The organism is Bacillus sp. RZ2MS9 (assembly GCF_001816185.2).
Taxonomy (GTDB): Bacteria; Bacillota; Bacilli; order Bacillales; family Bacillaceae_G; genus Bacillus_A; species Bacillus_A cereus.
Genome location: NZ_CP049978.1, coordinates 5106776 through 5131034 on the forward strand (window position 1 = coordinate 5106776; position 24259 = coordinate 5131034).

The window sequence follows — 24259 nt, forward strand, 5'->3', positions numbered from 1 at the left end:
TCTCACTTCAGAGAGAGACGCTGTCTATTCCATATCTCGATTATTCCGCTATTTGATATATTTTGGTTCGTCCTTCTAACCGGCTGTCCTTCTATTTCTTTCTCATTCTTCGCAAACATCGTTGGTACGCCAAACGACACTTTTTCTAAAATATGCCCCGCTTCTTCTGATAAACAATAATCAATAAATAAATCCGCAATAATACCACTCGGTGCACGTTTTAGTTTCGAAATCGCATTAACAGATAACCCTGTTTGCTCAGGTTCGTTACTTAAAATCGGAAAGCCTTGTTTTTGAAGCATTCTCTGATCTCCCATAAAGTTGATGCCTATCATATATTCACCGCTCGCAACAAGTTCTGCTGGGATGTAACCATTCACTGTTACTTCTCCAACTTGTTCTGCCAGATTCTTCACATATCCCTTCGCTTCCTCTTCACCTAACGTATCAATCAGTGATTGGAAAAACGTATATGCTGTACCTGAAACATTTGGATCGGGCATGACAATCTTTCCTTTATATACTGGATTCAATAAATCTTTCCATCTTAACGGATACGAGAGACCGAGCGGCGCTATTTCCTCGTTCCACCGCTCTTTATTAATCGCAATTGCCAGCTTCTCCACTTCATAACCGTACCAATAACCATCTTTATCTTTAACAGTTTTTGAAATACGATTTGCATGTTGGCTTATCACAGGAATAGAAAGATTTTTTTGCTTCATCATTTGATGCGCATCTACTGTACCGCCAATAATAATATCCGCCTTCGGATTTCCAGCTTCTTCTTCCACTCTACGAAGAAGTTCTTCTGTTGAAAGACGAATAAATTCATACGTACATCCGCGCGGCTTACAAAATGATGAAAGTAACGCTTCACCAACTTCCTCACGAGCCGCTACATACGCAACAATATGACGATCATCCAAAATAGGGAGACCATTTTTACTATATTTAATAGAGGTTGTATCTCGAGAGCAACTAGACATCGCTCCTCCAATTACTAGCAAAAAGAAGAAAAAGGCTATCTTTCTCATGACGCATTCTCCTTTACGAATAACTCTGCTAGAGAGCCTTTCATATACATGACATTCCCGTTATTATCACCGAGATATTGCACAACAAAGTACGATGGATACACAGAAATCGTAAGAATATCTTCACGATCATTCTTTACACGCTTACCTGTTTTATAAGCTGTAATATAAGCAATCGGTTCATTCTGCGATTGTAATAACTTCTGAATTTCTCCGTAATCTGTAATTTGCTTTGCGGACCGAATAGAATCAAGTATGTGCGTAAGATTGATAGTACGTACCACATCGCCTTGACGTACTACGACATCCTTTGCTGAAGCAAAGAAATTATTAATACGCTCTGGCGTGTAATACAGGCTTAATAAATACGTTTGAAGTGCTGAAATCATCGGATCCATGCCATTCTTTCCGTATACATTTTCCCCATACTGGAACAAGTCACCTACTGCAAAAGTACGCTTATGTCCATTCAAGTACGTTACTTCTCCAGTAAATACTTGTTCTTGGCTCTTAACGTCCCCAGGCTCTATTCGAATTCGGTCAAAGAATGAAACAATCGTATGCAAACGAACTTCATCCGTTACAACGATTTCTCCCCACTTTTCATGTCTTACTTTCACTTCAATTGGAAGAGATTCATTCACCCTTTGTAAAACGGCTTGTTTATCATTTACAATGTTGATTCGATTATAGATTTGCTTCTCCATAACATAAAACAAAACAAGAGAAACAATCATACAAATGACAAACATAAGAATTTGAAATGATAGCCTTTTCATTTCTGCCTACCTCCAAGATAAAAAAACGTTGTTTCGAAAATACCGCATAATTGTTTCATAAATGTATCATTTAACCGCTTTCAAGTTTTTTATGTCTTCCATCCTTCTCGGAAGCAAAAATGTAATGAATATTGTAGTACCTATTTCTTCACTACTCTCAATCCGCATGCTTCCGCCCTGCTTACTCATAATCTCCTGACAAATATACAAACCATAACCATTCCCGTAACTAGAAGGAAGTGCCTTTCCTTTCGGAGACTCATTCCACTCTGCAAGCACCACTTCATCTATACCGATCCCATCATCATGAACAAAAACCTTCGCCTCATGCTCATTTACAATTACATTCATACGAATGTGCGAAGCATCACTATACTTAATTGCATTATCAAGCACATTTAAGAAAATTTGCTTCGTCTTATCAAAATCCGCAACAACATGTACATCCGTTAACGCATTTATCACTTCAATTTCAAATTGATTTAGGCGAGGTTTCACAATTGAAACTGCTTCTTCTGCCAATTCCTTTATATTCACAACTGTAGGAGACACTTCAAACGTACTCGTCCCATATTTCGAGGACTTAAGCAGTTCCTCTACAAGTGATAATAAACGCTCACTTTCCACAGCCACATAACGAAGACTTTCCTGTACATCTTCTTTCGATTGTAACTTCGGAATTAAATCAACATAACCGATAATTGCCGTTAGCGGTGTTTTTAGCTCATGCGTAATGCGGTCTAGGAAATCTTTCTGCTTCTCCTTCTCCTCCTGCAATTGCTTAATATGCAGTTCAATTCCATCGGCCATCGCGTTAAAAGATGCTGAAAGCTGAGCGATTTCTACGTACTCATTTAACTCAATCTTACTCTTATAATCACCATTCGCGAGCCTCTGTGCCATTTGTCTCAACTGATCAATCGGTTTATGAAGAGACTTCGCCAAACGAATCGCAAAGAAAATACCGGTAGCTACTAAACAAAGAGATGTCATTAAGAACGTCCAGCTCACATTTGTTAAAACTTCCTTCTCACCCGTTAACTCATTTATAAAACGAATACTTCCAATGACATCGTTTCCATAATAAACCGGGCTTGAAAACAAAAGAATAGGAGCTGGATCCGCCTCCTCAAAAACGTAAGACTTCTTTCCCTTCAAAGAACTTTCAATGTCGATGTTACGGTGAAGCAATGCTCCTTTTTGTGTATCTGCAACAACATCGCCATTCTTCCCAATCATCTGCACACGGACATCCATACGCTTCGCTAAATACGACGCAATTAAAAGTGAATTCGGACCAAGCGTATCCACTTCTGCTTCCTTCTCTAAATAATTCATCGTATAAATTTGTGCTTCTACACTTAACTTTTCTAAAGAATCTGCTGCGTTATGATACATATTCTTTTCTAACGTAATATAAACAACTGCATATAAAAGAACAAAAATCGGAATTAACAGCCCAACTATTCCAAACACCATATTTCGCTTTAAAGACATACCATCACCACTTAACAATCCAGTTTATAGCCAACGCCATAAATTGTCTTAATATATTCCCCGCTCGTCCTAAGCTTCTTTCGAAGTCTCTGCACCATAATATCAACTGCTCTCGTATTTCCGATATACTCAAATCCCCATACTTTCTCAAGCAACTCATCCCTCATAAACACACGCTGCGGATTTGAAACAAATAACTGACATAAATTAAACTCTCGGTACGTTAACTGAATCTCTTGTCCACTCACATGTACCTTTCTTTCCTTAGGACAAATCACTATCTCTCCAGCCTCAATTACTTCATGACTTACAGCCGCCTCCGTCTTCTTTACACGCCGCGCCATATTCTTAACCCGAAGAATAAGCTCCGCATAATTAAACGGCTTCGTCACATAATCATCAGCACCAAGCTGCAAGCCAAGCAACTTATCATTCATCTGACTCTTTGCCGTTAACATCAGCACCGGAATATCCCTATCCCTCTCACGGAACAAACGAAGCAACTCATACCCATCCGTATCCGGAAGCATAACATCCAAAATCAATACATCCGGCCCTTCATTCCATCTCTCTAAAGCTTCTCTCCCATCAGCCGCTGCCAATACTTCATAACCTTCCATCTCCAACTGCATCCGAATCAAATTACGAATACTCGATTCATCATCAACCACAAGTATTTTCATCATTCTCCTCCTTCCACCACGTATTATAGTACAGTTTAGTATAGCAAAAATCCTATAAAAAAAGAGAGGGTATTGTCGAACATATTTTGTCGACGATACCCTCTCCCCTTTTATTATTTAGCTACAAAATAATCCGTTACATATTGTGCCCAAACTTCATGACCTTTAGCAGTTGGGAAACCAAACTCTTCTTTTAAGTATGGTAGGATAGCCTTTGTCGATGCATCCGGCCATGCTCCCCAATGATCAATATATGTATAATTATTTTGCGTCGCAAATTGTTTTAATGCTTCAATCGCTTTCGGATAATTTTTCGCACCATACACTGGATTTGATGGTTGAATCATAATCGTAGCGCCCTTTGCACTAGTAGAAAGTGCTTGAACGAACTTCTGTGTACTCGCAACAGAGTTCCCATTACCAGTTTTACCGTTATCAGTAATAAATGGTGGCTCAAATAAAATCACATCTGGATTCTCTTTCGCAATCTCTTTATCACGCTTATTCGCAATTAACTCTTCTGTGCTTTCACCCTTATATTCCTTTACAGTCACATTCCATAAACCTTTACCGTAAGCAGTTTCTAAATTAGACGTTAACTTAGCTGCCCAAGCACCTTTTTCAGATGAAGAAGCTTCATCACCAACAATAATAAGGTTTACTGCCTTTTTATCCTCAGCAGCTTTCTTTAACTTCTCTTTCACTGCATCTGGCAAATTCTTCGCGTATGCTTCATTAAAAGATGACTTCACATCTTGTTTTTTCTCTTCTTTTTTCTCTTCTTTTTTCTCTTCTTTCTTTGCTCCGCTATCTTTTACTTCAGTCTTTGTTTTCGTTACTTCACTCGTTTGTCCTGTTGCATTCGCAATCTTCTTATTCCAGTACAATTTACCGCTCACAATCGAAGCAACAAACAATACAAAAATAACAAGGACAAGTACCGCTTTCTTATTCATCGATTCACCTCATCTATTAATCTCACAATATATAATACTAATATAAATCCATGCAAAAATAAACCCAACTCCTTCCAAAGGAGCTGGGTTATTACATATTACTTAGTTAATTCAAGATGTGCTCTTAACTTATTCGTTATATCTTGTTTTGCTGCCTCTGGAACATAGTAGTACCAAATACCATCAGCGGCTTTGTGTCCGTCACCTGGAATTTGAATTTCTTCACTGTTCTCCATACAATCTTTATAATTCTTTTGAATATCAAACATTTGATCTTGCGTTAAACTTGTTTTTACGTTTTTCTCAATTGCTTTTAATACATCACCGTAGCTTGCTAGAGAAGATACACTTGCACCCTTCTTAATTACAGCTTGAATAACTTGACGTTGGCGCATTTGACGACCGAAGTCACCACGTGGATCTTCATAACGCATACGAGTATACTTTAATGCTGTTTCACCATTTAAATGGATGTTACCTTTAGCAAAATGTTGCTCCCTTGATGTAAACTCCAAATCATTATTTACATCAACACCACCAACAGCGTCTACAATATCTTTGAATCCAGCCATGTTTACCTCAATGTAATGATCGACTGGTACATTAAGAAAATTCTCTACTGTTTTTACAGCCATATCAATTCCGCCAAAAGCATAGGCATGGTTGATTTTATCTTTTTTCCCTTTCCCTACAATCTCCGTATAAGAGTCTCGTGGGATACTTGTAATTTTCATAGATTTTGTTTTTTGGTTTAAGGTAAATAACATAAGTGAATCGGATCTACCTGTTCCATTACCTTCTTGATCTACGCCCATCAGTAAAATAGATATAGGTTTATTATCCGCAATTTCTACTTTCTTATCTCGTTTATCAGACTTATCACGATCCAAAGGCTTATGCACTGTATTTAATGTATTAGATACATTAGAGTAAACAGTATACGCATATACTCCACCAGCAATAACAAGAACACCAATGATACCTAGAATCCAAAATAGAATCTTTTTCTTCATCGTTTTTCCTTCTTTCAAATAACAAATTCAACAACCTTATTCTTACTATTATTCCACATAAAACTATACAGATTTACAAATCATTTGTAAACTACTGATTCTTCCACTATCTTATAGCTTCTTGAGAAAATCTTTTAAAGCTTCCTTCCAATTTTGAAGCGATTCAAATCCATTTTCTTCAATCATCCCTTTATCCAGCACTGAGTACTTAGGGCGTGCAGCAGGCCTTGGAAAATCTTCGGTCTTTAGTGGATTGACCACTATTTCAATATTAGATTGCTTGAATATCTCTTTTGCAAACTCATACCAAGAGCACACCCCTGAATTAGAACCATGATATACTCCATATTTATCAGTTTGTACAAGACTAATAATAAATCTTGCTAAATCAGTGGTATAAGTTGGTGAACCCACTTGATCATGAACAATCCCTAATTCTTTATTTTCCTCTGCCAAACGTAGCATCGTCTTCACAAAATTATTACCATATAAACCAAATACCCAAGACGTTCTAACAATATAACTTTTTGAACAATACTCTTGTGTATACTGTTCTCCAACTAATTTTGATTTACCGTATACAGTCTGAGGATTCGTTTGATCATCCGGTTTATATGGAGTATCTTTTGTTCCATCAAAAACGTAATCAGTACTTACATAGCAAAACTTTGCCCCTACTGCTTCAGCAGCTTGAGCTAAGTATTTTGTTCCTTCAGCATTGACTTTAAAAGCAGATTCTTCATCGCTTTCCGCTTGATCTACTTGTGTATATGCTGCCGTATGAATGATAATATCGGGTTGAATTAATAATACTTTCTCGCTTACTTGTTTTTCATCTGTAATATTTAACTCTTCTCTGCCGAACCCAAAGACTTCCCATGTCTGTTCTTTTAATAAACTTACTACATCTTGTCCTAACTGACCTTTAGCTCCTGTTACTAACGCCTTCATGTTTTATACCTCTAATCTATTCGCATATTGATTCTTGAAGTATTCTTGGTACTCTCCAGAAATAATATTTTTCCACCAATCTTGATTTTCTAAATACCATTTAATAGTTTGCTCAATACCTGTGTCAAAATTGTACTTTGGTGACCAACCTAATTCTTCACGGAGTTTTGTCGCATCAATTGCGTAACGGCGATCATGACCTGGACGATCTGTAACATACTTAATCAGAGATTCAGGCTTGTCCAATGCTTTTAAGATTGTTTTTACAATTTCAATATTTGTACGTTCGTTATTTCCACCAACATTGTACACTTCACCATTTTTACCTTTATGAAGTACTAAATCAATTGCCTGACAATGATCCTCAACATGTAACCAATCACGTACATTTAAACCATCACCATATACAGGTAATTGTTTATCATTTAGTGCATTAATAATCATTAAAGGAATTAACTTCTCTGGGAAATGGAATGGTCCGTAATTATTTGAACAACGTGTAATATTTACTGGTAAACCAAACGTTTCATGATAAGCACGAACTAATAGATCTGCACCAGCTTTACTTGAACTATACGGGCTATTTGATGCCAAAGGTGTTTCTTCCGTAAAGTAACCAGTTTCGCCTAAAGTTCCATATACCTCATCTGTTGAAACTTGCAAGTATTTTTTTACTTCCGCATTTTTAGCAGCATCTAGTAATACTTGTGTACCTTGAATATTCGTTTGAATAAAAATATCAGGATTTGTAATACTTCTATCAACATGTGACTCTGCTGCAAAATTTAACACATAATCAAACTTTTCTTCTTTAAATAATTGGTTAATAAACTGACGATCTGCTATATCGCCTTTGACAAATTTATAATTAGATAATTCCTCAATATCTTTTAGATTTTCTAAATTACCTGCATATGTTAACGAATCTAAATTTACAATATTATATTCTGGGTACTTCTTCACCATATATCGAACAAAGTTACTTCCAATAAACCCTGCGCCACCTGTTACTAATACTTTCATGTTATTCCTCCTTATTTCTCGTACACAAAATTAATATTTGCTTCTTCTAATAATGGATGTTTAGTATCCTTTTCCGAAAGGATTGGTTCACTCACCGGCCAATCGATTCCTAAGGCTGGATCATTCCATAGAATACCAGCATCATGATTAGGAGAATAGTATTCATCTACTTTGTAAGCCACTGTCGAATTTGGCACTAATGTACAAAATCCATGTGCAAATCCTTTCGGCACGACTAATTGGCGTTTATTATGTTCACTTAAAATAACACCAACCCATTGTCCATATGTAGGTGAACCTTTCCGAATATCAACAGCTACATCATAAATAGCACCTGTGATACAGCGTACTACCTTTGTCTGTGCTTTAGGATTTAACTGAAAATGTAATCCACGTAATGTTCCGGCTGGTACAGATAAAGATTGATTATCCTGAATAAATTCGTAATCTAAACCAAGCTTATCAAAAACCTCTTTATTATAACTTTCCATAAAATATCCGCGATGATCGCCAAATACCCTAGGCTCTAAAATAACTACATCAGGAATTTTAGTTTCAACAATCTTCATTATAAGTACTCCTTTATTGATAAATTGGTTGTTTTTGTTTACTTTGTTCTGCCAATCGAATCAAGTATTGACCGTATTGATTTTTTTTCATCGGCTCTGCTAATTCAAATAATTGCTCACGGGTAATATATCCTTTTCTAAATGCTATTTCCTCTAAACAAGCTACTTTTAAACTTTGACGTTTTTCAATTGTTTCAATAAATTGAGATGCTTCTAATAATGACTCGTGCGTGCCAGAGTCTAACCAAGAAAAACCTCGGCCAAGAATTTCAACGTGCAACTCTTGTAATTGTAAATAAACCTTATTTATATCAGTAATTTCTAACTCTCCACGGGGTGATGGTTTAATATTCTTCGCAATCTCTATAACACGATTATCATAGAAATATAAACCTGTTACAGCATAATGTGACTTTGGCTCTTGAGGCTTCTCTTCAATAGAAATGGCCTTCCCACCTTCATCAAACTCTACAACCCCAAAACGTTCTGGATCATTTACATAATATCCAAAGACGGTTGCCCCTTCTTGGCGTTCTGCGGCGTTTTGTAATAGTTTCGTTAAACCGTGTCCATAGAATAAATTATCACCAAGAACAAGAGCTACAGAATCATCGCCAATAAACTCTTCTCCGATAATAAATGCCTGAGCTAAACCGTCGGGTGAAGGTTGCACAGCATATTCTAGCTTTATCCCAAACTGTGAACCATCTCCCAATAACTCTTTAAAACGAGGTGTATCCTGTGGTGTAGAGATAATTAAAATTTCTTGAATACCAGCAAGCATTAATACTGATAATGGATAGTAAATCATTGGCTTATCATATACAGGTAATAATTGTTTTGATACTGCTTGTGTTAGTGGATATAAACGTGTTCCACTACCTCCAGCTAGAATAATACCTTTCATAAATTGCTCGCGCTCCTTTTATATCATAGAAATAGGGAATAAATCTGTCCGGATTCATCCCCTTTCTAATTTATGACTTTAAAAATAAAGATTCATAATCAGTTACAATTTTTTCCCATGAGTATTCATGGATGATTCTATCTTTCGCCTTATTACTTAATTCATTAATTTGCTCTTGTGAATATTGCTCAACTTCATGAATTAAGTTAGCTAAGGATCCACTTTCTTTAGAGAAGTAAACAGCTCCTGCTTCCCCAACCTCTTTATTAAACACCACATCTAAAAGCATATTTAATTTTGTAGACGCCAATGCTTCCAATAATGATGGATTCGTTCCACCTACTTCATGCCCATGGAAATATGCAAATGCATTTTCACGAACTTTCTTTAATAGTTCTTGATCATATACAGTTCCAACAAACTTAACACGAGGATCCTTATCAAAATTCGTCGTTGCTAATAAATCCTGATAAAATTGATTTTGTTCGACATTAGAGATAATAACAAAGTCTTTTTTAGAATTTGATTTCATGAATTCACGGACCATTAACTCATAATTGTTCTCTGGAACGAAACGACCAACTACTAAGTAATATTCATTGGCGCTTATATCATGTTTCTTATACCATTCATTTAGTTTTACATCCTCGTCTTTTAGAGATGACGATGTAACATCCGCGCCATAAGCAATAAATGTCGTCTTAGGGTTATACTTTTTATAATCTGTTTTAATATATGACTCAATTCCTTTAGAATCACATACTAACAAATCTGCATTTTTAACCATTAACTTCTCAGATATTTTCCAATATGTTCTGATAGCAGGGCTCCATTTACTTCTTTTCCACTCATGCCCATCTGGATTTACAAATACTTTTACACCCATTTTTTCTAGCTTATTTTTATAGAAGGAAAAGAATGGACCAATACGACAAGCAAGCACGTAAACAATGCAATTTGTAAGGCTATTTCTTTTAATATAACGGATACACTCTTTTAAACTTAAAATATCGTATGCTACTGCTTTAGCACTACCAATTTCAGGTGTTTTGACATTAAAACATCTTGCATTATTATGCTTAAACTCATCATTATCATGAGCTAGACAAGATACGTGATATTGAATATCTTCACTTTGTTTTCGAGCTGTTAAGTATTCTACAAATGTTTCGAATCCACCATATTTTGCGGGAATTCCTTTAGATCCGATGATAAATACATGTTTCATTTATTCTTCTACTCCTGCTCTTACCTCTTGATATAGGTTTATTATTTCGTCAGTATGTTTTTTCATAATGAAAGGGAATTTCATTTTTAATATATTTTCATTTATTTTTGCCAATACCGAAGGATTGTCCAATATTAGAGACAGTTTATTCGCAAAATCATTTCCATCCGTCTTATAAATAAATCCAGTTTCACCGTCTTCTATTAAGTCCTTAAATCCGACGTTTTCAGAAACCATGATAGGAACACCATAAGATTGAGCCTCTAGGCCAATAAAGCCAAATGTTTCTTTCCAAATGCTTGGAATAATTAACAAATCAATTCCATTAAACATTTCTTCTAATTGACTGTACTCATATCGCCCATAAAAAGTATAATTCTTTGGATTATACGTTTCTGGATCATTTATAAAACCACCATATACACTTAAATGCCAATTTTCATATCCATTTTTCTTTAAGAAATCCAATGTATCCTTTAAAGTATAAAAACCTTTATATACATCTACAGGACCCAGGTATCCAAACCTTAAAATTGAGCTATTCTTCTTTTCATATAAACGCTCTTGACGATAATCATAAATATCTTTATGACTAATGGAAATCACTTTTCCTTTTACATCTAAAAAGCTTTCGAACTGCTCTTTTGCGACGGAACTATTAAAATGAAAACAGTCTAATATTTTAAATATCTCTAAATAATACTTACGTAATTCCACATATTGAGTAGCTAAATTATCATCTGATTTTATTGCATCTTCCGATATAATAGGTACTCCTATACTCTTTTTAACTTGTTTTTTTTTAAATTCACGTAATGATTTCACAATTCTACTATCCTTTAAATATCGATATGGATAGGATTGCATAACATAAATCATCGGAAAACTAAGGGCATTAACATTACACGATAGACAATTATGACCAAAATTGAAATCTTCACAAATATTTCCTTCTGCATCCATGAGATTGACCTTAGGACAAAGGCCAAAATAATCATGTGTAGTGAATACTAGTTTTATAGATAGATCTTTTGCTGCTTCAAAGAACTCCTTATGTATTCCCATCAAAGTATGGACATGAATTATATCTGGATTTATTTGCTTTAAATACGCTTCATAAATTCCCCTATCAACTTTTTTCATAAATGATTGTGGTTGATTAATACCATTTAACAAAGGAATAGGTAACGGGTTTACTAATTCATAAACCCCTATGTTTCCAAATGGTTTATTCTTTTTGATTGCTATTTTTTTTGAAATAGTAATTTTTCCGGGATATAAAAGAAATACTTTATGCTCACTGGATTGTTGAAACATTAAATCCGTTGCGTACTTCGTTAAACCACCTGTACGATATGGCGGCAACCCCAGTGAGATATGTAATATTTTCAATTTATTCTCTCCTTCATTTCAAGACGACTTTTAACAATCTTCACTGGATTTCCAACGGCAACACTATAGGCTGGAATATTTTTATTTACCAAGGTATTTGCGCCTATAACACAGCCATCACCCACCTCTACTCCATCTAAAAAGACCGCTCCGGATCCTATCCAGCAATCATTTCCAACGGTGATTCCTTTATTCGTAACTCCTTGTTCTTTAATAGGAATATCTAATCTATCAAAATTATGGTTTTCTGAATGAAATCGTACATTTTGTCCCATAATTACATTATTACCAATTTGAATTCCACCAGCGGCTCCAAAAAAGCAAAAATCTCCTATTCCGCTATTATTCCCAATTTTCAAACCTTTCCCTAAGTTTTTCAAGCTACCTGAACAAGCCATTTTAGTATATGTGCCGATGTGCACATTATTTCCAATATGAATTCCTTCTATTGATAATGCATCTAAACTAACATGATTATCTATCGTAATCCCATTTCCTAATTTTATAAAACGTTTCCCTTTTAGTTCTACTTTTTTTCCAACAAATAAAAACTTACCACATTTATCCGTACCAATTCTTCTGTATATCCCCCGCCATAAATATAGGACTCTTATCCAAACAATCCCTAATATATCAATTGTTTTTATACTACTGTCTAATTTATATTCTGTTTTCTTTAGTTTACTAATAAGGAAGTTTAAAATTGAAATCATATATACTCCTCCTTTTCAAAGACATCAATCAACCAAAATGCAACATCTACCTGTATTAATTAAAAATTTTATCCTCTAAATCCTTAACAACATTATCCCACCTGTAATTTACCGCTGCTTTACTCCAATTATTTTGGTCTGAATTCAAATTCCTCTCTATATCTTGAAGAGCCTCTAAAATGCTCTCTTCTTCATTTAAAACTACCGGTCCTTTTTTCACTTGATTCATTAATGGCTGTAGCTCATCTTGCTCATCTCCTAGAAGAGTGACAATTGCAGCCTTACTTCCTAAGTATTCATACACTTTTCCAGGAACTTGCGTGCTATTTTTGTTTCCATATAGTAACAAAGCATCAGCGTGTACAACATACCTTAATGCATCTTTATATGGCATAAGGGGCTTTACTGTGACATTCTCTAAATTTTTAACCCTATTTTCATCTTGAGTGTCTGTAAATTGACCTATAAATAACACATGTATTTTTTTGAACAAATTATAATCATCATACTTTAATTTTTCAAGAGCCTTACACAATGGCGTAATATCACGTAATTCCTTATAAATTGTTCCCGTATGTACAATATTAATTTTGTTCTTATTTAATTCTACTGGTAATTCCTTTTCCTTCTCTATATCCGAATATAACATTTCGTCATAACCTCGATATACAATATCCGTATCATCAGGATTTATCTTATATTTATCAATATACATTTGACGCGTACTATTTGTTGTAAATAAAAACCTATCTACTTTTTTTACAATATTATTTTCAATCTTTTCCTCTAAAATTGTTTTAAATAACGACCTACCTTTTCTTAAGCTATCACCATTCCAAGGGTCACTCCAATACCCAATCCACTTCATACTAGGGAACCTTCGCTTCAACCTAGAAGCAACGACATGACTGGAAGGTGTTTCATGCATCGAAAACATACAATCATATACTCCATTAGCTTTAACTAACGATGATGCTTTTTTAAATGCTGGGTTTATCCATTGTACAAACGGATCTGGGATTAAAATATTACTCTTAACAAATAGACCCACTTTCTTTTTAAAACTAGGCTTATTATTTTCAACTGTACCAGCATCACTTATCTTTTTACTCATTTTTTTTGTATAGGACACATTATAAATTAAGCCTGGACTTATCTTATGTATTTTCACTTCCCGATCAAATACCTCTTCAGAATTTTCATCATATGCTATAGAATCCCTTGGATAATCTACTGCTATTACATCTATTTCATGCCCTAAACGATTTAAGTAATTTATATAATTCAACGCCCTTATATTAGCCGAACCAATAAATGGCGGCAATTGTGTTGATATAAATAAAATTCTCATTTTTTCACACCTTTATATAATACATTTCAATAAAATAACTATTTTAAAAACTATCTATAATTTTGATTTAAAGTCATTCGCATAAAAAATTAATGGCACAGCATATAAAAATATAGGTAACATCTCCATGCTAAAAACAACATCCATCATACAGCTAATAAATAAAGCTAGGATAACTCCTATCATCCTACTATTACTTTTAAAAATTTGTAATTGTATAAGCATGTATATAATTACAAATAGTGTTCCTCCTATAATACCGTGCTTCATAAATTCATTTAGAAATATATTATGTGCATTATTAAATATTACTCCTCCGTAATATGAAGTCGTTAAACCATATTTTTCAGAAATATTGACTACACCCCATGGATTACTTTGAATAAATTCTATTGCAGACTGCCAAATAAACCGTCTACCACCAAAAGTGAAAATATCCCTTTTTTCACTCAATATTGATAAATATTTATAGACTAAGAAAGTACCTCCACCTAAAAAGCTTAGAAAAACAAGCCATTTTACGTAATAATTAATAGTTTTAAAATTCACTAAAAACAAGAATAAAATTAATGACGAAAACAAGACTGTCATAGAATTAGATAAATATATATCTATTAATCCCAAAGAAATAAAAATTATTTTTAAAAATCTATTGAAATTTTGATGATAATATATAAATAAAATTCCTAGCAAGCAAAAAACAGCAAATCTTACTTTATGGGTCATTAACCAAGATAACCTTTTTTCACCAAACATAAAATAATAATCTTGAGATGAAATAAAATGCAGGGATGAAGAGGAAATTTCCAACTTACTATATCCCATTAAAAAAATAAACAACGCTGTTATTAAACATGCACTAAAAAGCAAAGTAACAAAATGAAATACACTTTCTCTGATATCTTCGTACCTTTTAAAGTCAAGAAGAAGTAAAGTAAATGTGATATAAGAAATATTATCAATTAAAAGCTGCGTTATAGCTGATTTATCAACATATAGTGCATTTAAAGAAGTATATACAATATATAAACCAACAAATAGAATCAAAAAATTTTCCAAGCGAGAGAGAGGAATTTTTTGATGTTTATTCAACAAATTTAATAGAAAAACAAATATATATATTACACTTATAACACTCGAAGCTGATATTAGTATTTCATTAGCATTACCTAATTGCTTATGAACAATTAATCCAAAAGTAAAGAAATAGAGTAATTTCAAAATTGTGCTATACATCTTATCTCCCTTTAAAGTTAGACTTTTTTTGTTCTAAAGTATAAATTCCCTCTAAAATTGGAACATTAATATACTTTTTATCTTTTTTAATATAAATGCCATTTGGAAGGTGAATGCCACTTACTGTTTCTTCATCTATACATAAGGATATTAATTGTTTGCTTTTATACCCCGAGCTTTCTATTATAAAGCTTTTTTCATCTATTTGTTTAAACTTACAATTGTCCCTTGCCCTTACGTATTCAGCTAATTCGCTACCTGTACAATACCAAACATTTTTATCCTTCAAGTAATTAAATATATATAATAAACTGCACTTATCATCAAAAATATTTGGTCCTTGTCTCCTGCCATCGTCTCGTGAAGGTGCTATATGTTCTTGAATACTAATAACTAAATTATTTTCTAATAAAAAATCTAATTCTTTCATCCTTTTTTTAATTAAAAGATTTTTTAACATACTTTTAATAAATCCTTTAAATGATTTATCATTCTTGTTCAATAAATCATTTAACAATGCTCCGTTTATAGTTGAGGGTATATCTATTACTTTATTGTCACCAAATTTTTTAACGTCAAAGTTTGTTATCTTATTTGTATCGTTCCCTGTTATATTTGGAATTAATTCATCCTCAACTCCACGATTCCAATATCTGCACCACCAAGTAAATCCTGTTTTATCTATACTCACATCTGAAAATTCATTACTAGTATATCCACAATATTTCCCACCAGATGGGTTTACTCCGATTGCATCTTTATAAATTCCCTTCCCGTGTTCTACTACTCTAATTGCTTCTTCTACATCCCTAAATAATTCCCACTCTTGTTTAAAATCTAAATTTGATTCTCCAACCTCACCATGAGTAGTGCCATGATATGCAATTTCAAACTTAGGGTTTCCATGGATTTCCATAAAAAATTTTTTTGTTTCTTCATTAGCATCTATCTTTTTAGATATGAAAGGAAGTATTGGATTTTTTATCATTCCGACCCTAGTCCCCACAGGAACAAAAAAGGTAACTTTAACTTTTGGAAAATCATTCAGTATTACTTCATTTAGATAACGAAAAGAGGATTTTTCTTCGTTTTTCCAGAAACCCCAATCGCCACCTAAGGCTAATTTTCCATCTTTATTTGTATCCACCCAAACATTCGCCAAATCATCTATCATAAATAATACTGGTGCATCTGCATTATTTAGCCATTTTGCTATTTTAATATTCATTTTTTAACCTCTTAACAAAAATAAATTTACGTTTTAGAACCTTTAGCACTTTGTATCTAATGCTCTTTTTAAAATTAAATGATGTGTATGCTTTTTCAGAAGGAATGTTCCCTTCATAAACTAGTACATTTGCTTTTTTAAACCCCATTTTTTGTGCCTTAGTAATTCTAGCCTCAATAGAATATTTATGTACACCTTTCCCACGATGCTTTAAAAAAGTATAATCATCAAATAATACAACAGTATCATTTGATAAATTTATCCGCCTACCTAATCCTCCACTTTTCATTTCATTTTTTACTAAATGATAGTATCCACATATTTCTTCCTGTTTATTTACTACCACATACCCTATTTCATTATAAGTATTTAGCAATCTCTCTAATAAAATTTCATATTTCTTTTGATCAATTTCATTATAGTATTGCTTTTTTAATTCCATTAAAATGTCTTTATTCATCTCTTTTAAGGTATATCCTGAATCTATTGTTATTTTATAATTTTCAATGTGCAAAGAATATTCGTTAATTATCAAAAAAAACTTACCATAAATCTTACTATATAATTTTTTCACTCGTAGTCACCCATAAACACCCAACTATCCTTATTTTTTTTTAGATAAAATCTTATTAACAAGCATCTTGATTTCATTTATATTGGTAAATCTAAATACAATTAGTAATACAATATACATAACACATAGTATAAGGTTCCAGAAAAATTCTATATATAAATTTTCTAAGGAGGAAATAAAATAATAATAAACCACGTATAAAAGAATAAATACTATAAAATATTTATATGGATAAAAAATTCCTAGCCCTAAACTATAGTACTTTTCACTAAAATAATAATAAAAGACATTGGCAATCATATAGGCGATAATAGTAGCTATAGCTGCCCCATTAACACCAATTTTAGGAATTAATATAATATTAAGAAGTATATTTACAACCGCACTAATTACCACTATTAAAGAATTTGAAACCATTTTATTAGCGATATGCAGACCTAAAGAATAAAACTGTCCAACACCCCAAATAAAATACGAGATTGCAATTAAAGGAATGATTTTATATGCCTCTAAATACTCCTCATTTGCTAAAATATTAACTCCTATTTTCCCAAAAATCGACAAACCAAATACACAAAAACACCCTATCATATTATAAATATGAAACATTTTTTGTATTTTTTCCTTACCGTTAACTTCTTTATACGCCTTAAATTTGAAAGATGTAAATACTTGTGCAAATGGAGCAATAAAAACTGGATTAATCAGCATACCTATTTTATATGATAATGAATATATCCCTACCGCTGAATAACTAATTAGGTCTTTAATAAAAAAGCGATCAATTAAATTCAATACCCACGCCGATATTTGCCCTAATAACAGCCCTCCACCGTAATTCAACATATTTTTCAAATATCCCGTATGTATTTTAAATTTATAATTTCTAAAATCACCTACGAATAATATTACAAAAACGATAAGATTTGCTATAGAAATAGACTTGAGCGCACCTATTATTCCTTCTTCTCTGATTGCTACAAAATAAAATGCTAATCCAAAAGTTATCGTCAAGATAGATAGTTGAATAACAGCAGCACGAAATGCCTTAAATTCCATTTCATAAAAGCTGGTATAAATAGATATTAAGCAAGTTAATATCGAACTCACTACAATAAGCCTTATATAACCAATTGCTGCTTGTTCACCATTAAAGACATAGTCGCTTATGGTTGGACTGAGAAAATAGATAAATACATATACACTAGCCCCCCATAAAAATGAAAAATTCAAAGCCGTATTCTTTAATAGGTGCTTATTCTCTGTCTCATAATAAAATCTCTTTAATCCAGAATATACTCCAACTGTAATTGCTAGCCCTAATAGTTGTTGAATGGTATTCAATAATTCATATTTCCCATACTCCATTTGTGATAAATTATTGGTATACAACGGGATTAACAACATATTAATAACCTGAGTCAAAATAGAAAATACAAAATATACCACACCACTTGAAACTAGCTTCTTACTATCACTTTTCATATGATCCACTTTTCCTTAAATTAATTTCTTCTTGATTTTTGCCAATCTATTAATGTAATACGCTTTTTTACTATTAGGATTCCACATAGATAATGCATACGTAGTTAAATATGTATTCGTCCATTCAAACTTCCAAGGATACCCTCCAGCTCCCCAATCAATTGTGTAATATAATTGATTGTCAAAAAGATAATTTATAATTTCATACATCCGAACTTTACTTAAATTATAATTTACATAACTAGGATGATAACCCGTATTCCAAAAATGTAGTTTATCATGGAATTTATAACAGGTATTATAAGTTATAATTTCACCTGCACCTGAATACAAAACAAAAGTAAGAATATTCTCGTTATCCTTAAATAATTGATATAAGAAATCTGCTTTGCTAGGATCTTCAAATAGACTTTCTCTTTCTGTTCTTCCTTTTTGTTGATTTAAGAATTCTTGTTCTAATTTATGAATTTCAATTATTTCCTTAAATATGTTTTTATCATACTTATTATTAATTACTTCAAATTTATATCCTACTTCTTTTTTTAATTTATTAACAAATTTATTTGTTTTAGCGGGTACATTATTCTTTTTAAATTCATCAAAGTTCCGATAATCTTGTAGTTTAATCTTAGGATTTTGCACCAAATAATTAGTATATTTATTATATTTATTATTTTTCATTAGATGCCAAAATAATAAACTTTCTTCTGAAATATGTGTAAGCTCTAGTTTATCCCACATATTAGAATTTTGTTCTATTCCTAGGAAGATTTCCTTTATAATTTTACTCTCATTTCCTTGTTGCCTATTAATAATAAAGTTTAATGAGTCCCCTCTTCCTAAAAATATTAATTTCCAATAATTAAATATATTACCATTTTTCTCGAGCATTAGTGGTGCTATTCCAACTATTGAATTATTATGGTATACACAAATTATAAACAATTTAAGATTTATATTTTTTCTATTAGCTTCCCACCACGTATAATTAAAATGGAAAGTACTATAATAAGAAATGGTACTATCTGCACGTTCCATTTCTTCCCATACTCCTTTTAAATCATAGAATTCTTCTTTATTACTAATAATTTTGTACTCCATTTTCTCCTCCTTTTATACATATATTTAGTAACTATTCATTAATAATTTCTTTATAAGTTGCGACTAACTCGTTTGAATAATCCTTAATCTCTATTTTACTTATTCTTTTTACATAACGAGGGTGATTACAAATGATATCATTTACAATCCGATATAGATCTAAATCGTTCCTTGATTGAAATAATATCGTTCCTTGAGGCCGATTACATACATTACTTGCTACTGAAGGAACATTATAATAAAGTGCTTCCGCTATAGATACTCCTAATCCATCTGTATTTGTAGGTCTAATAAACAATTGACTCTTTTGTAAAATAGGATATAACTCTGTATTTTCCACTTCATAAAACATAAAAATCTCTTCTAAATCTAATTTACGTAGTCTATCTTGAAGCTCTTTATAATATTCACGCTCTTCTGCGGTTTGACTCTTCTTATCTAATAATGCAAATAGTAAGTGAGCCTTTACCCCTTGATTTTTCAATTTATACATCATATTAATAAGCATGTCTACCCCATATAAATCCTCTTCCTTATAGAACCTAATACATCCGTTGGCCGTAATAAGAAACGGAGATTCTTCAATAAAGTTATGGACGTTTTGGGGTATTGCCATCACATCTTCTTCATACTCTTTAGGATGAATGTATCCTGGTATAACGGTCATATTTGAATTATCCATACCTAATAAAATTAATTCATCCAATAATGATTGATTTACACAAATAACCTTATCAATTTTCTTTAGGCTCATTCTTAGTAAAAATCGCATAAGAGCATTTGACGTTTTTAGTTGATCTGAAAGACTTTCACCATGTATAGTTAAAATAATTTTCTTTCCAAAAAGCTTATAAGCCCCTAATAAGATACGAAGCTTCATATCTATAGAGTGGATATGCAAAAGATCTGCTTGAATAAAAGGTATCTTAAATATAAAAGATCTATATCTAGATATAGGATAAATACGTTCCTGTCTATTTCCCCATCCACCTTCATTATAGACACAGCTTTCAATTCCGTTTACTTCAAGCACCCTTTTTATCCTTTTTATATGAATAGAAATCCCACCTACTGGAGGTGGGATTGAACCAACTATTGAGACTTTCATGAATAGAGCGCTCCTTCATGTTTATTTGCAATAAATAACAAGGTTAGTGCATTAAACTACTTTATGTTAGAAATAATAAACCTATGCTTTTGATTTGAAGGACGATTAATTTTTCCAACTATCTTTATATCAATATTTATTTTATCATCAATGATTTTTGCCAACTCATTGATAAATTGGTTCCCCTCTTTAATTGTGTACCCTTCAGTGGGTACGATTAAAACTTCTACCTTATCATAAGACGATTGTATCAACTGTAAGTCTTTGAAATTCTCAACATAATCCATTGCAAATTCCAAAACTGTTGGTGAATAACATTTACCACTTTTAGTTATTAAGAAATCCCCTGATCTTCCGTCTATTTCTTGAACACTTAAATATGGTTTACCGCATATACCCTTAAATTCTGTCCCTGAAATAGTAGCCATATCTGAAGTTTTATAACGGATAAGAGGAAAAGCATAATTATTAAAACCAGTTCCAACAATTTCTGCTATTTCTCCTTTACCAGAAACCAATACATCATTTGAATCAACAAACTCCGTTATCCCGTATTCAGGTATAACATGATATAAATTACATTGAGGGCAATATTCCATTAAAGTCAGACCTTCATTATGCCCATAATAATCGATTACATCTGTATTAAACGCTCTCTTTATTTCTTTCCTTTGGAAATCATACATTCTTTCAGACGAGCAAAAAATTGCATTAAAGTTTCCGACTTTCCCAGAAATTCCCTTATCATTAATGTACCTAGCAAATAGATATACCAAAGATGGGTACGCTTGCAGATACTGTGGGTTGAATTTTTCAATAACCTTTAAAATACCTTCCATCTTTGAATCATCTAAATTTCTAGTATTAATTGCAATTCTCCTTTGGTAAGGATCGTATCTATAAAGCTCATCCTCCTTACCAGCAGCCCCTCTTAATACTAAGCATACCTGGTTAGTGTATCCATATTTATTCCATATACGATTAAAAAAGGCAATTTCCCTATTATTAGTTGTATCTGTATTAAAGAAATGCATAGGACTCGATGTGGTACCACCTGTATGTGTTGGCTTCAAATCATTCTTACTAAAATTTTTTGCTATAAATTTATCTCTATTTAATTTAACAATTTCTTTATTAATTAGAGGTAATCGTTTTAGATCCCTTATATCCTTTATATCTTCTGACTTTATTCCATAATCATGAAATACCTCTGTGTAAAATGGAACATTTTCATATGCATGCTTAATTAATAATCTCAGCTGTAAATTTTGAAACTCTACTATTTTTTTGCTATCCCACGAATCAGAACCTGCTAAAAAACTAGCATATTCTTTATATTCCTTACCTTGTCTTAAATTCTGTGGAATTAAAGAAGCTGTGTACAATAGAGGAAGCTTAATTTTATACGGTAATCTTTTTATAACGCCTCTCAAGTTAACCACCCTTTTAATTAATAGATATATGTTTCTATAGATTGACCTGAACTTTCCACTACAATTTTTTTACTTTTTCTTTTCTTACCATAGCCACCAGAAACGTAAACATCCTCTAGCGCTATTACCACATCTCCAATTATTTCTAAAACAAGATTCACATCATTCTTAACAATATTTACTTTATTATTATTACAACTAACTATTGAATCAGGATCTAGTACAAAATTTAATTTATAAGACACAGATTGCTTATCAACAAGTAAAGTGTCGATAATTTTCAGTTTATCTTTACTAAGTAAAAAACTTCTCTCATGTATCCCACCATTTTTATCCAAATAACCACGGTGATTACCTACAAAATTATTTTCACTAAAGGATATACATTTTGAAAATGTTTGCTCCTTCATCCGAAATAAATTATGTACTTCAAAGTCATTTTGTTCATATCCAGATATCTCCATAGTGTTATGCATACAAGTACTTCTAAATAAATTCCTCATTTTATAATCTGCTGTATAAATAAACGAACCTGGATCAATAAAGATATCTTCTCCAGCTACATTTAAAGTAAAGCTCAATTGGTCATTATGACTATGTACACCTTCTCCTCTAAAGGAAAGCTCTCCACTTCGAATAAAGCAATGAAATTGTTGATTTTTCAAGAGGTAATACCCTCCATCTTCAAAGGCTTTTGATTGAACAACTGGTTTATTATTTTGCTGTATTTCAGTCCAATTACCATTCGTCCACAAAGCATCTTCCTTGTAAACTCTCCCATGATGTCTAAAATCATTTCGATTAAAAAATTCACCAGCAACCGCTAACAGGTGTCGAAAATCACTTTTATCCCATGAATAATACTTTGAAAAAATAATTAATCTACCATCATCCGCATCACCAATTAATGGACTTCTTCCATTTGGTTGAGTGAGGTGCATAATAAATTCACACATTTTCTCTAAACGTTCCATATACTCATTAGAAAAACTAATATTATTTTTATCACATAAAATTGTTGTCAGTAAAAACAATTCCGTTACTAATCTATGATAAGATGTCGAAGCTTCATAATTTGTTCCATCGGGGTTTACTTGAATTTGCATTTCTTTTTTTATTTCTTGAAGACCAAAATCTAACCATCTTCGTGGAATATTTCTGTCCAATAAATTAGATATCTTAAAACTCCCAAAATATATTCCAATCCAAATCAATCCAACAATATTAGATAAATAATGGTTCCCAGTATAGTCCCCTTTATTCTCCAAATTATTAAAAATAAATTTCCCATGCTGATAAATACTCTTATGAAATATCATCCAAAAATCTTGGTCAATCTCTTTACAATCTTTAAAAAATTGATATCCTTCGATCCAATTCACTGCCCTAATTGCCACATCCATTGTACAAGCCCAATTTACAGATAGTTCAACTGGATTCTTTTCAATCCAATCTATAATTTGATTTTGGAATTCCTTTGCATACCTTGCATCTTTTGTAATCCAGTATGCTTTTCCTAATGTATTGATGTGTTGAAACCTTGATAGCTCCCAAGGTACTTTTACATCCGCATTATTGTTTAAGTCTATAATTTTAATATCCCTATAAAATTCATTTCCCCATATATATCCACTCTTGAAATCTTTATTCCAAGGAATTTTTCTCCCTAATTCCTTTTCTCCCGATCCCAGAAGATTAAAAACGTGACAACAAATTAATTCTGCATCCTGTATGATAGTAGTTTCAGCAGACAATACTTTTATTTTCTCCACATAATAATTACTATCTTGTGAATCAAATAAAGATGTACCTGATGGCTCAAAATTTCTAAAAAGCTCTGCTTCTACATCCACCATTTTTCTATAAACCATTATCTTTCTTATTCTATAATAAAATTTATCATATAACTTTTGAAAAACCTTATGCAGAATAACATGAATTGGTTTGCCCTTTAATTTACTGATTTTATTTACTAAATGAGACATTTTTGTCCTC

General features: G+C 32.4%; 22 protein-coding genes. All 22 read right to left on the bottom strand.

Annotated elements, in window-relative coordinates; translation table 11 throughout:
• Positions 1-2 precede the first annotated feature (2 nt).
• Entirely contained in the window at positions 3-1037 is a 1035-nt protein-coding gene (locus BHV55_RS26140) for an ABC transporter substrate-binding protein (RefSeq protein WP_001225645.1), read from the bottom strand.
• Entirely contained in the window at positions 1034-1816 is a 783-nt protein-coding gene (locus BHV55_RS26145) for a DUF3919 family protein (protein ID WP_000826621.1), read from the bottom strand. The genes BHV55_RS26140 and BHV55_RS26145 overlap by 4 nt, the downstream gene beginning before the upstream one ends.
• A 66-nt stretch (positions 1817-1882) precedes the next feature.
• Entirely contained in the window at positions 1883-3313 is a 1431-nt protein-coding gene (locus BHV55_RS26150) for a HAMP domain-containing sensor histidine kinase (protein ID WP_070757655.1), read from the bottom strand.
• Between the two features lie 11 nt (positions 3314-3324).
• A complete protein-coding gene (locus BHV55_RS26155; RefSeq protein ID WP_070757653.1) occupies positions 3325-3996 on the bottom strand; it encodes a response regulator transcription factor in 672 nt (223 codons plus the stop codon).
• Positions 3997-4109: 113 nt separating this feature from the next.
• On the bottom strand, positions 4110-4952 hold the full coding sequence (locus tag BHV55_RS26160; RefSeq protein WP_070757651.1) for an SGNH/GDSL hydrolase family protein: 843 nt from the start codon (positions 4950-4952) through the stop codon (positions 4110-4112).
• A gap of 98 nt (positions 4953-5050) precedes the next feature.
• Positions 5051-5965: a polyisoprenyl-teichoic acid--peptidoglycan teichoic acid transferase TagU gene (gene tagU / locus BHV55_RS26165; protein ID WP_000727065.1), complete on the bottom strand. Its 915-nt coding sequence runs from the start codon at positions 5963-5965 to the stop codon at positions 5051-5053.
• Between the two features lie 111 nt (positions 5966-6076).
• The gene (rfbD, locus tag BHV55_RS26170; protein ID WP_070757649.1) at positions 6077-6916 is read right to left on the bottom strand and encodes a dTDP-4-dehydrorhamnose reductase; all 840 of its coding nucleotides are present in this window, start codon (positions 6914-6916) and stop codon (positions 6077-6079) included.
• A 3-nt stretch (positions 6917-6919) separates the two neighbouring features.
• A complete protein-coding gene (rfbB, locus tag BHV55_RS26175; RefSeq protein ID WP_000866932.1) occupies positions 6920-7939 on the bottom strand; it encodes a dTDP-glucose 4,6-dehydratase in 1020 nt (339 codons plus the stop codon).
• Between the two features lie 11 nt (positions 7940-7950).
• A complete protein-coding gene (gene rfbC / locus BHV55_RS26180; RefSeq protein ID WP_070757647.1) occupies positions 7951-8508 on the bottom strand; it encodes a dTDP-4-dehydrorhamnose 3,5-epimerase in 558 nt (185 codons plus the stop codon).
• A 13-nt stretch (positions 8509-8521) separates the two neighbouring features.
• Positions 8522-9415: a glucose-1-phosphate thymidylyltransferase RfbA gene (rfbA, locus tag BHV55_RS26185; RefSeq protein WP_000676105.1), complete on the bottom strand. Its 894-nt coding sequence runs from the start codon at positions 9413-9415 to the stop codon at positions 8522-8524.
• Positions 9416-9485: 70 nt separating this feature from the next.
• On the bottom strand, positions 9486-10643 hold the full coding sequence (gene cps2T, locus BHV55_RS26190; protein WP_070757645.1) for a beta 1-4 rhamnosyltransferase Cps2T: 1158 nt from the start codon (positions 10641-10643) through the stop codon (positions 9486-9488).
• A complete protein-coding gene (locus BHV55_RS26195; RefSeq protein ID WP_070757643.1) occupies positions 10644-12035 on the bottom strand; it encodes a glycosyltransferase in 1392 nt (463 codons plus the stop codon).
• On the bottom strand, positions 12032-12748 hold the full coding sequence (locus BHV55_RS26200) for an acyltransferase (protein ID WP_044306721.1): 717 nt from the start codon (positions 12746-12748) through the stop codon (positions 12032-12034). The genes BHV55_RS26195 and BHV55_RS26200 overlap by 4 nt, the downstream gene beginning before the upstream one ends.
• Before the next feature lie 55 nt (positions 12749-12803).
• Positions 12804-14099, bottom strand: coding sequence for a glycosyltransferase family protein (locus BHV55_RS26205; RefSeq protein WP_070757641.1), 1296 nt, complete (start codon positions 14097-14099; stop codon positions 12804-12806).
• 54 nt (positions 14100-14153) lie between these two features.
• A complete protein-coding gene (locus BHV55_RS26210) occupies positions 14154-15335 on the bottom strand; it encodes an O-antigen ligase family protein (protein ID WP_070757639.1) in 1182 nt (393 codons plus the stop codon).
• A gap of 1 nt (position 15336) precedes the next feature.
• A complete protein-coding gene (locus BHV55_RS26215) occupies positions 15337-16563 on the bottom strand; it encodes a hypothetical protein (RefSeq protein WP_070757637.1) in 1227 nt (408 codons plus the stop codon).
• The gene (locus BHV55_RS26220) at positions 16553-17137 is read right to left on the bottom strand and encodes a GNAT family N-acetyltransferase (protein WP_070757635.1); all 585 of its coding nucleotides are present in this window, start codon (positions 17135-17137) and stop codon (positions 16553-16555) included. Before BHV55_RS26220 ends, BHV55_RS26215 begins: the two co-directional genes overlap by 11 nt.
• A 30-nt stretch (positions 17138-17167) precedes the next feature.
• Complete coding sequence (locus tag BHV55_RS26225; protein WP_070757633.1) at positions 17168-18622, bottom strand: oligosaccharide flippase family protein; 1455 nt, start codon at positions 18620-18622, stop codon at positions 17168-17170.
• A 15-nt stretch (positions 18623-18637) separates the two neighbouring features.
• Entirely contained in the window at positions 18638-19723 is a 1086-nt protein-coding gene (locus BHV55_RS26230) for a GNAT family N-acetyltransferase (protein WP_070757631.1), read from the bottom strand.
• 31 nt (positions 19724-19754) lie between these two features.
• Positions 19755-20831 carry a glycosyltransferase family 4 protein gene (locus BHV55_RS26235; RefSeq protein ID WP_070757629.1) on the bottom strand — a complete coding sequence of 359 codons (1077 nt, stop codon included), beginning with the start codon at positions 20829-20831 and terminating at the stop codon, positions 19755-19757.
• Between the two features lie 56 nt (positions 20832-20887).
• Entirely contained in the window at positions 20888-22264 is a 1377-nt protein-coding gene (locus BHV55_RS26240) for a phenylacetate--CoA ligase family protein (protein WP_070757627.1), read from the bottom strand.
• 17 nt (positions 22265-22281) lie between these two features.
• On the bottom strand, positions 22282-24249 hold the full coding sequence (locus tag BHV55_RS26245; RefSeq protein WP_070757626.1) for an alginate lyase family protein: 1968 nt from the start codon (positions 24247-24249) through the stop codon (positions 22282-22284).
• Positions 24250-24259 lie beyond the last annotated feature (10 nt).

Coding starts and splice junctions, on each gene's coding strand:
- rfbA (WP_000676105.1), bottom strand. CDS start 9,415: ATGAAAGGTATTATTCTAGCTGGAGGTAGTGGAACACGTTTATATCCA.
- BHV55_RS26140 (WP_001225645.1), bottom strand. CDS start 1,037: ATGAGAAAGATAGCCTTTTTCTTCTTTTTGCTAGTAATTGGAGGAGCG.
- BHV55_RS26230 (WP_070757631.1), bottom strand. CDS start 19,723: ATGGAGTACAAAATTATTAGTAATAAAGAAGAATTCTATGATTTAAAA.
- cps2T (WP_070757645.1), bottom strand. CDS start 10,643: ATGAAACATGTATTTATCATCGGATCTAAAGGAATTCCCGCAAAATAT.
- BHV55_RS26235 (WP_070757629.1), bottom strand. CDS start 20,831: ATGAAAGTCTCAATAGTTGGTTCAATCCCACCTCCAGTAGGTGGGATT.
- BHV55_RS26155 (WP_070757653.1), bottom strand. CDS start 3,996: ATGAAAATACTTGTGGTTGATGATGAATCGAGTATTCGTAATTTGATT.
- BHV55_RS26160 (WP_070757651.1), bottom strand. CDS start 4,952: ATGAATAAGAAAGCGGTACTTGTCCTTGTTATTTTTGTATTGTTTGTT.
- BHV55_RS26210 (WP_070757639.1), bottom strand. CDS start 15,335: ATGTATAGCACAATTTTGAAATTACTCTATTTCTTTACTTTTGGATTA.
- BHV55_RS26245 (WP_070757626.1), bottom strand. CDS start 24,249: ATGTCTCATTTAGTAAATAAAATCAGTAAATTAAAGGGCAAACCAATT.
- tagU (WP_000727065.1), bottom strand. CDS start 5,965: ATGAAGAAAAAGATTCTATTTTGGATTCTAGGTATCATTGGTGTTCTT.
- BHV55_RS26225 (WP_070757633.1), bottom strand. CDS start 18,622: ATGAAAAGTGATAGTAAGAAGCTAGTTTCAAGTGGTGTGGTATATTTT.
- BHV55_RS26200 (WP_044306721.1), bottom strand. CDS start 12,748: ATGATTTCAATTTTAAACTTCCTTATTAGTAAACTAAAGAAAACAGAA.
- rfbB (WP_000866932.1), bottom strand. CDS start 7,939: ATGAAAGTATTAGTAACAGGTGGCGCAGGGTTTATTGGAAGTAACTTT.
- rfbC (WP_070757647.1), bottom strand. CDS start 8,508: ATGAAGATTGTTGAAACTAAAATTCCTGATGTAGTTATTTTAGAGCCT.
- BHV55_RS26215 (WP_070757637.1), bottom strand. CDS start 16,563: ATGAATATTAAAATAGCAAAATGGCTAAATAATGCAGATGCACCAGTA.
- rfbD (WP_070757649.1), bottom strand. CDS start 6,916: ATGAAGGCGTTAGTAACAGGAGCTAAAGGTCAGTTAGGACAAGATGTA.
- BHV55_RS26145 (WP_000826621.1), bottom strand. CDS start 1,816: ATGAAAAGGCTATCATTTCAAATTCTTATGTTTGTCATTTGTATGATT.
- BHV55_RS26150 (WP_070757655.1), bottom strand. CDS start 3,313: ATGTCTTTAAAGCGAAATATGGTGTTTGGAATAGTTGGGCTGTTAATT.
- BHV55_RS26205 (WP_070757641.1), bottom strand. CDS start 14,099: ATGAGAATTTTATTTATATCAACACAATTGCCGCCATTTATTGGTTCG.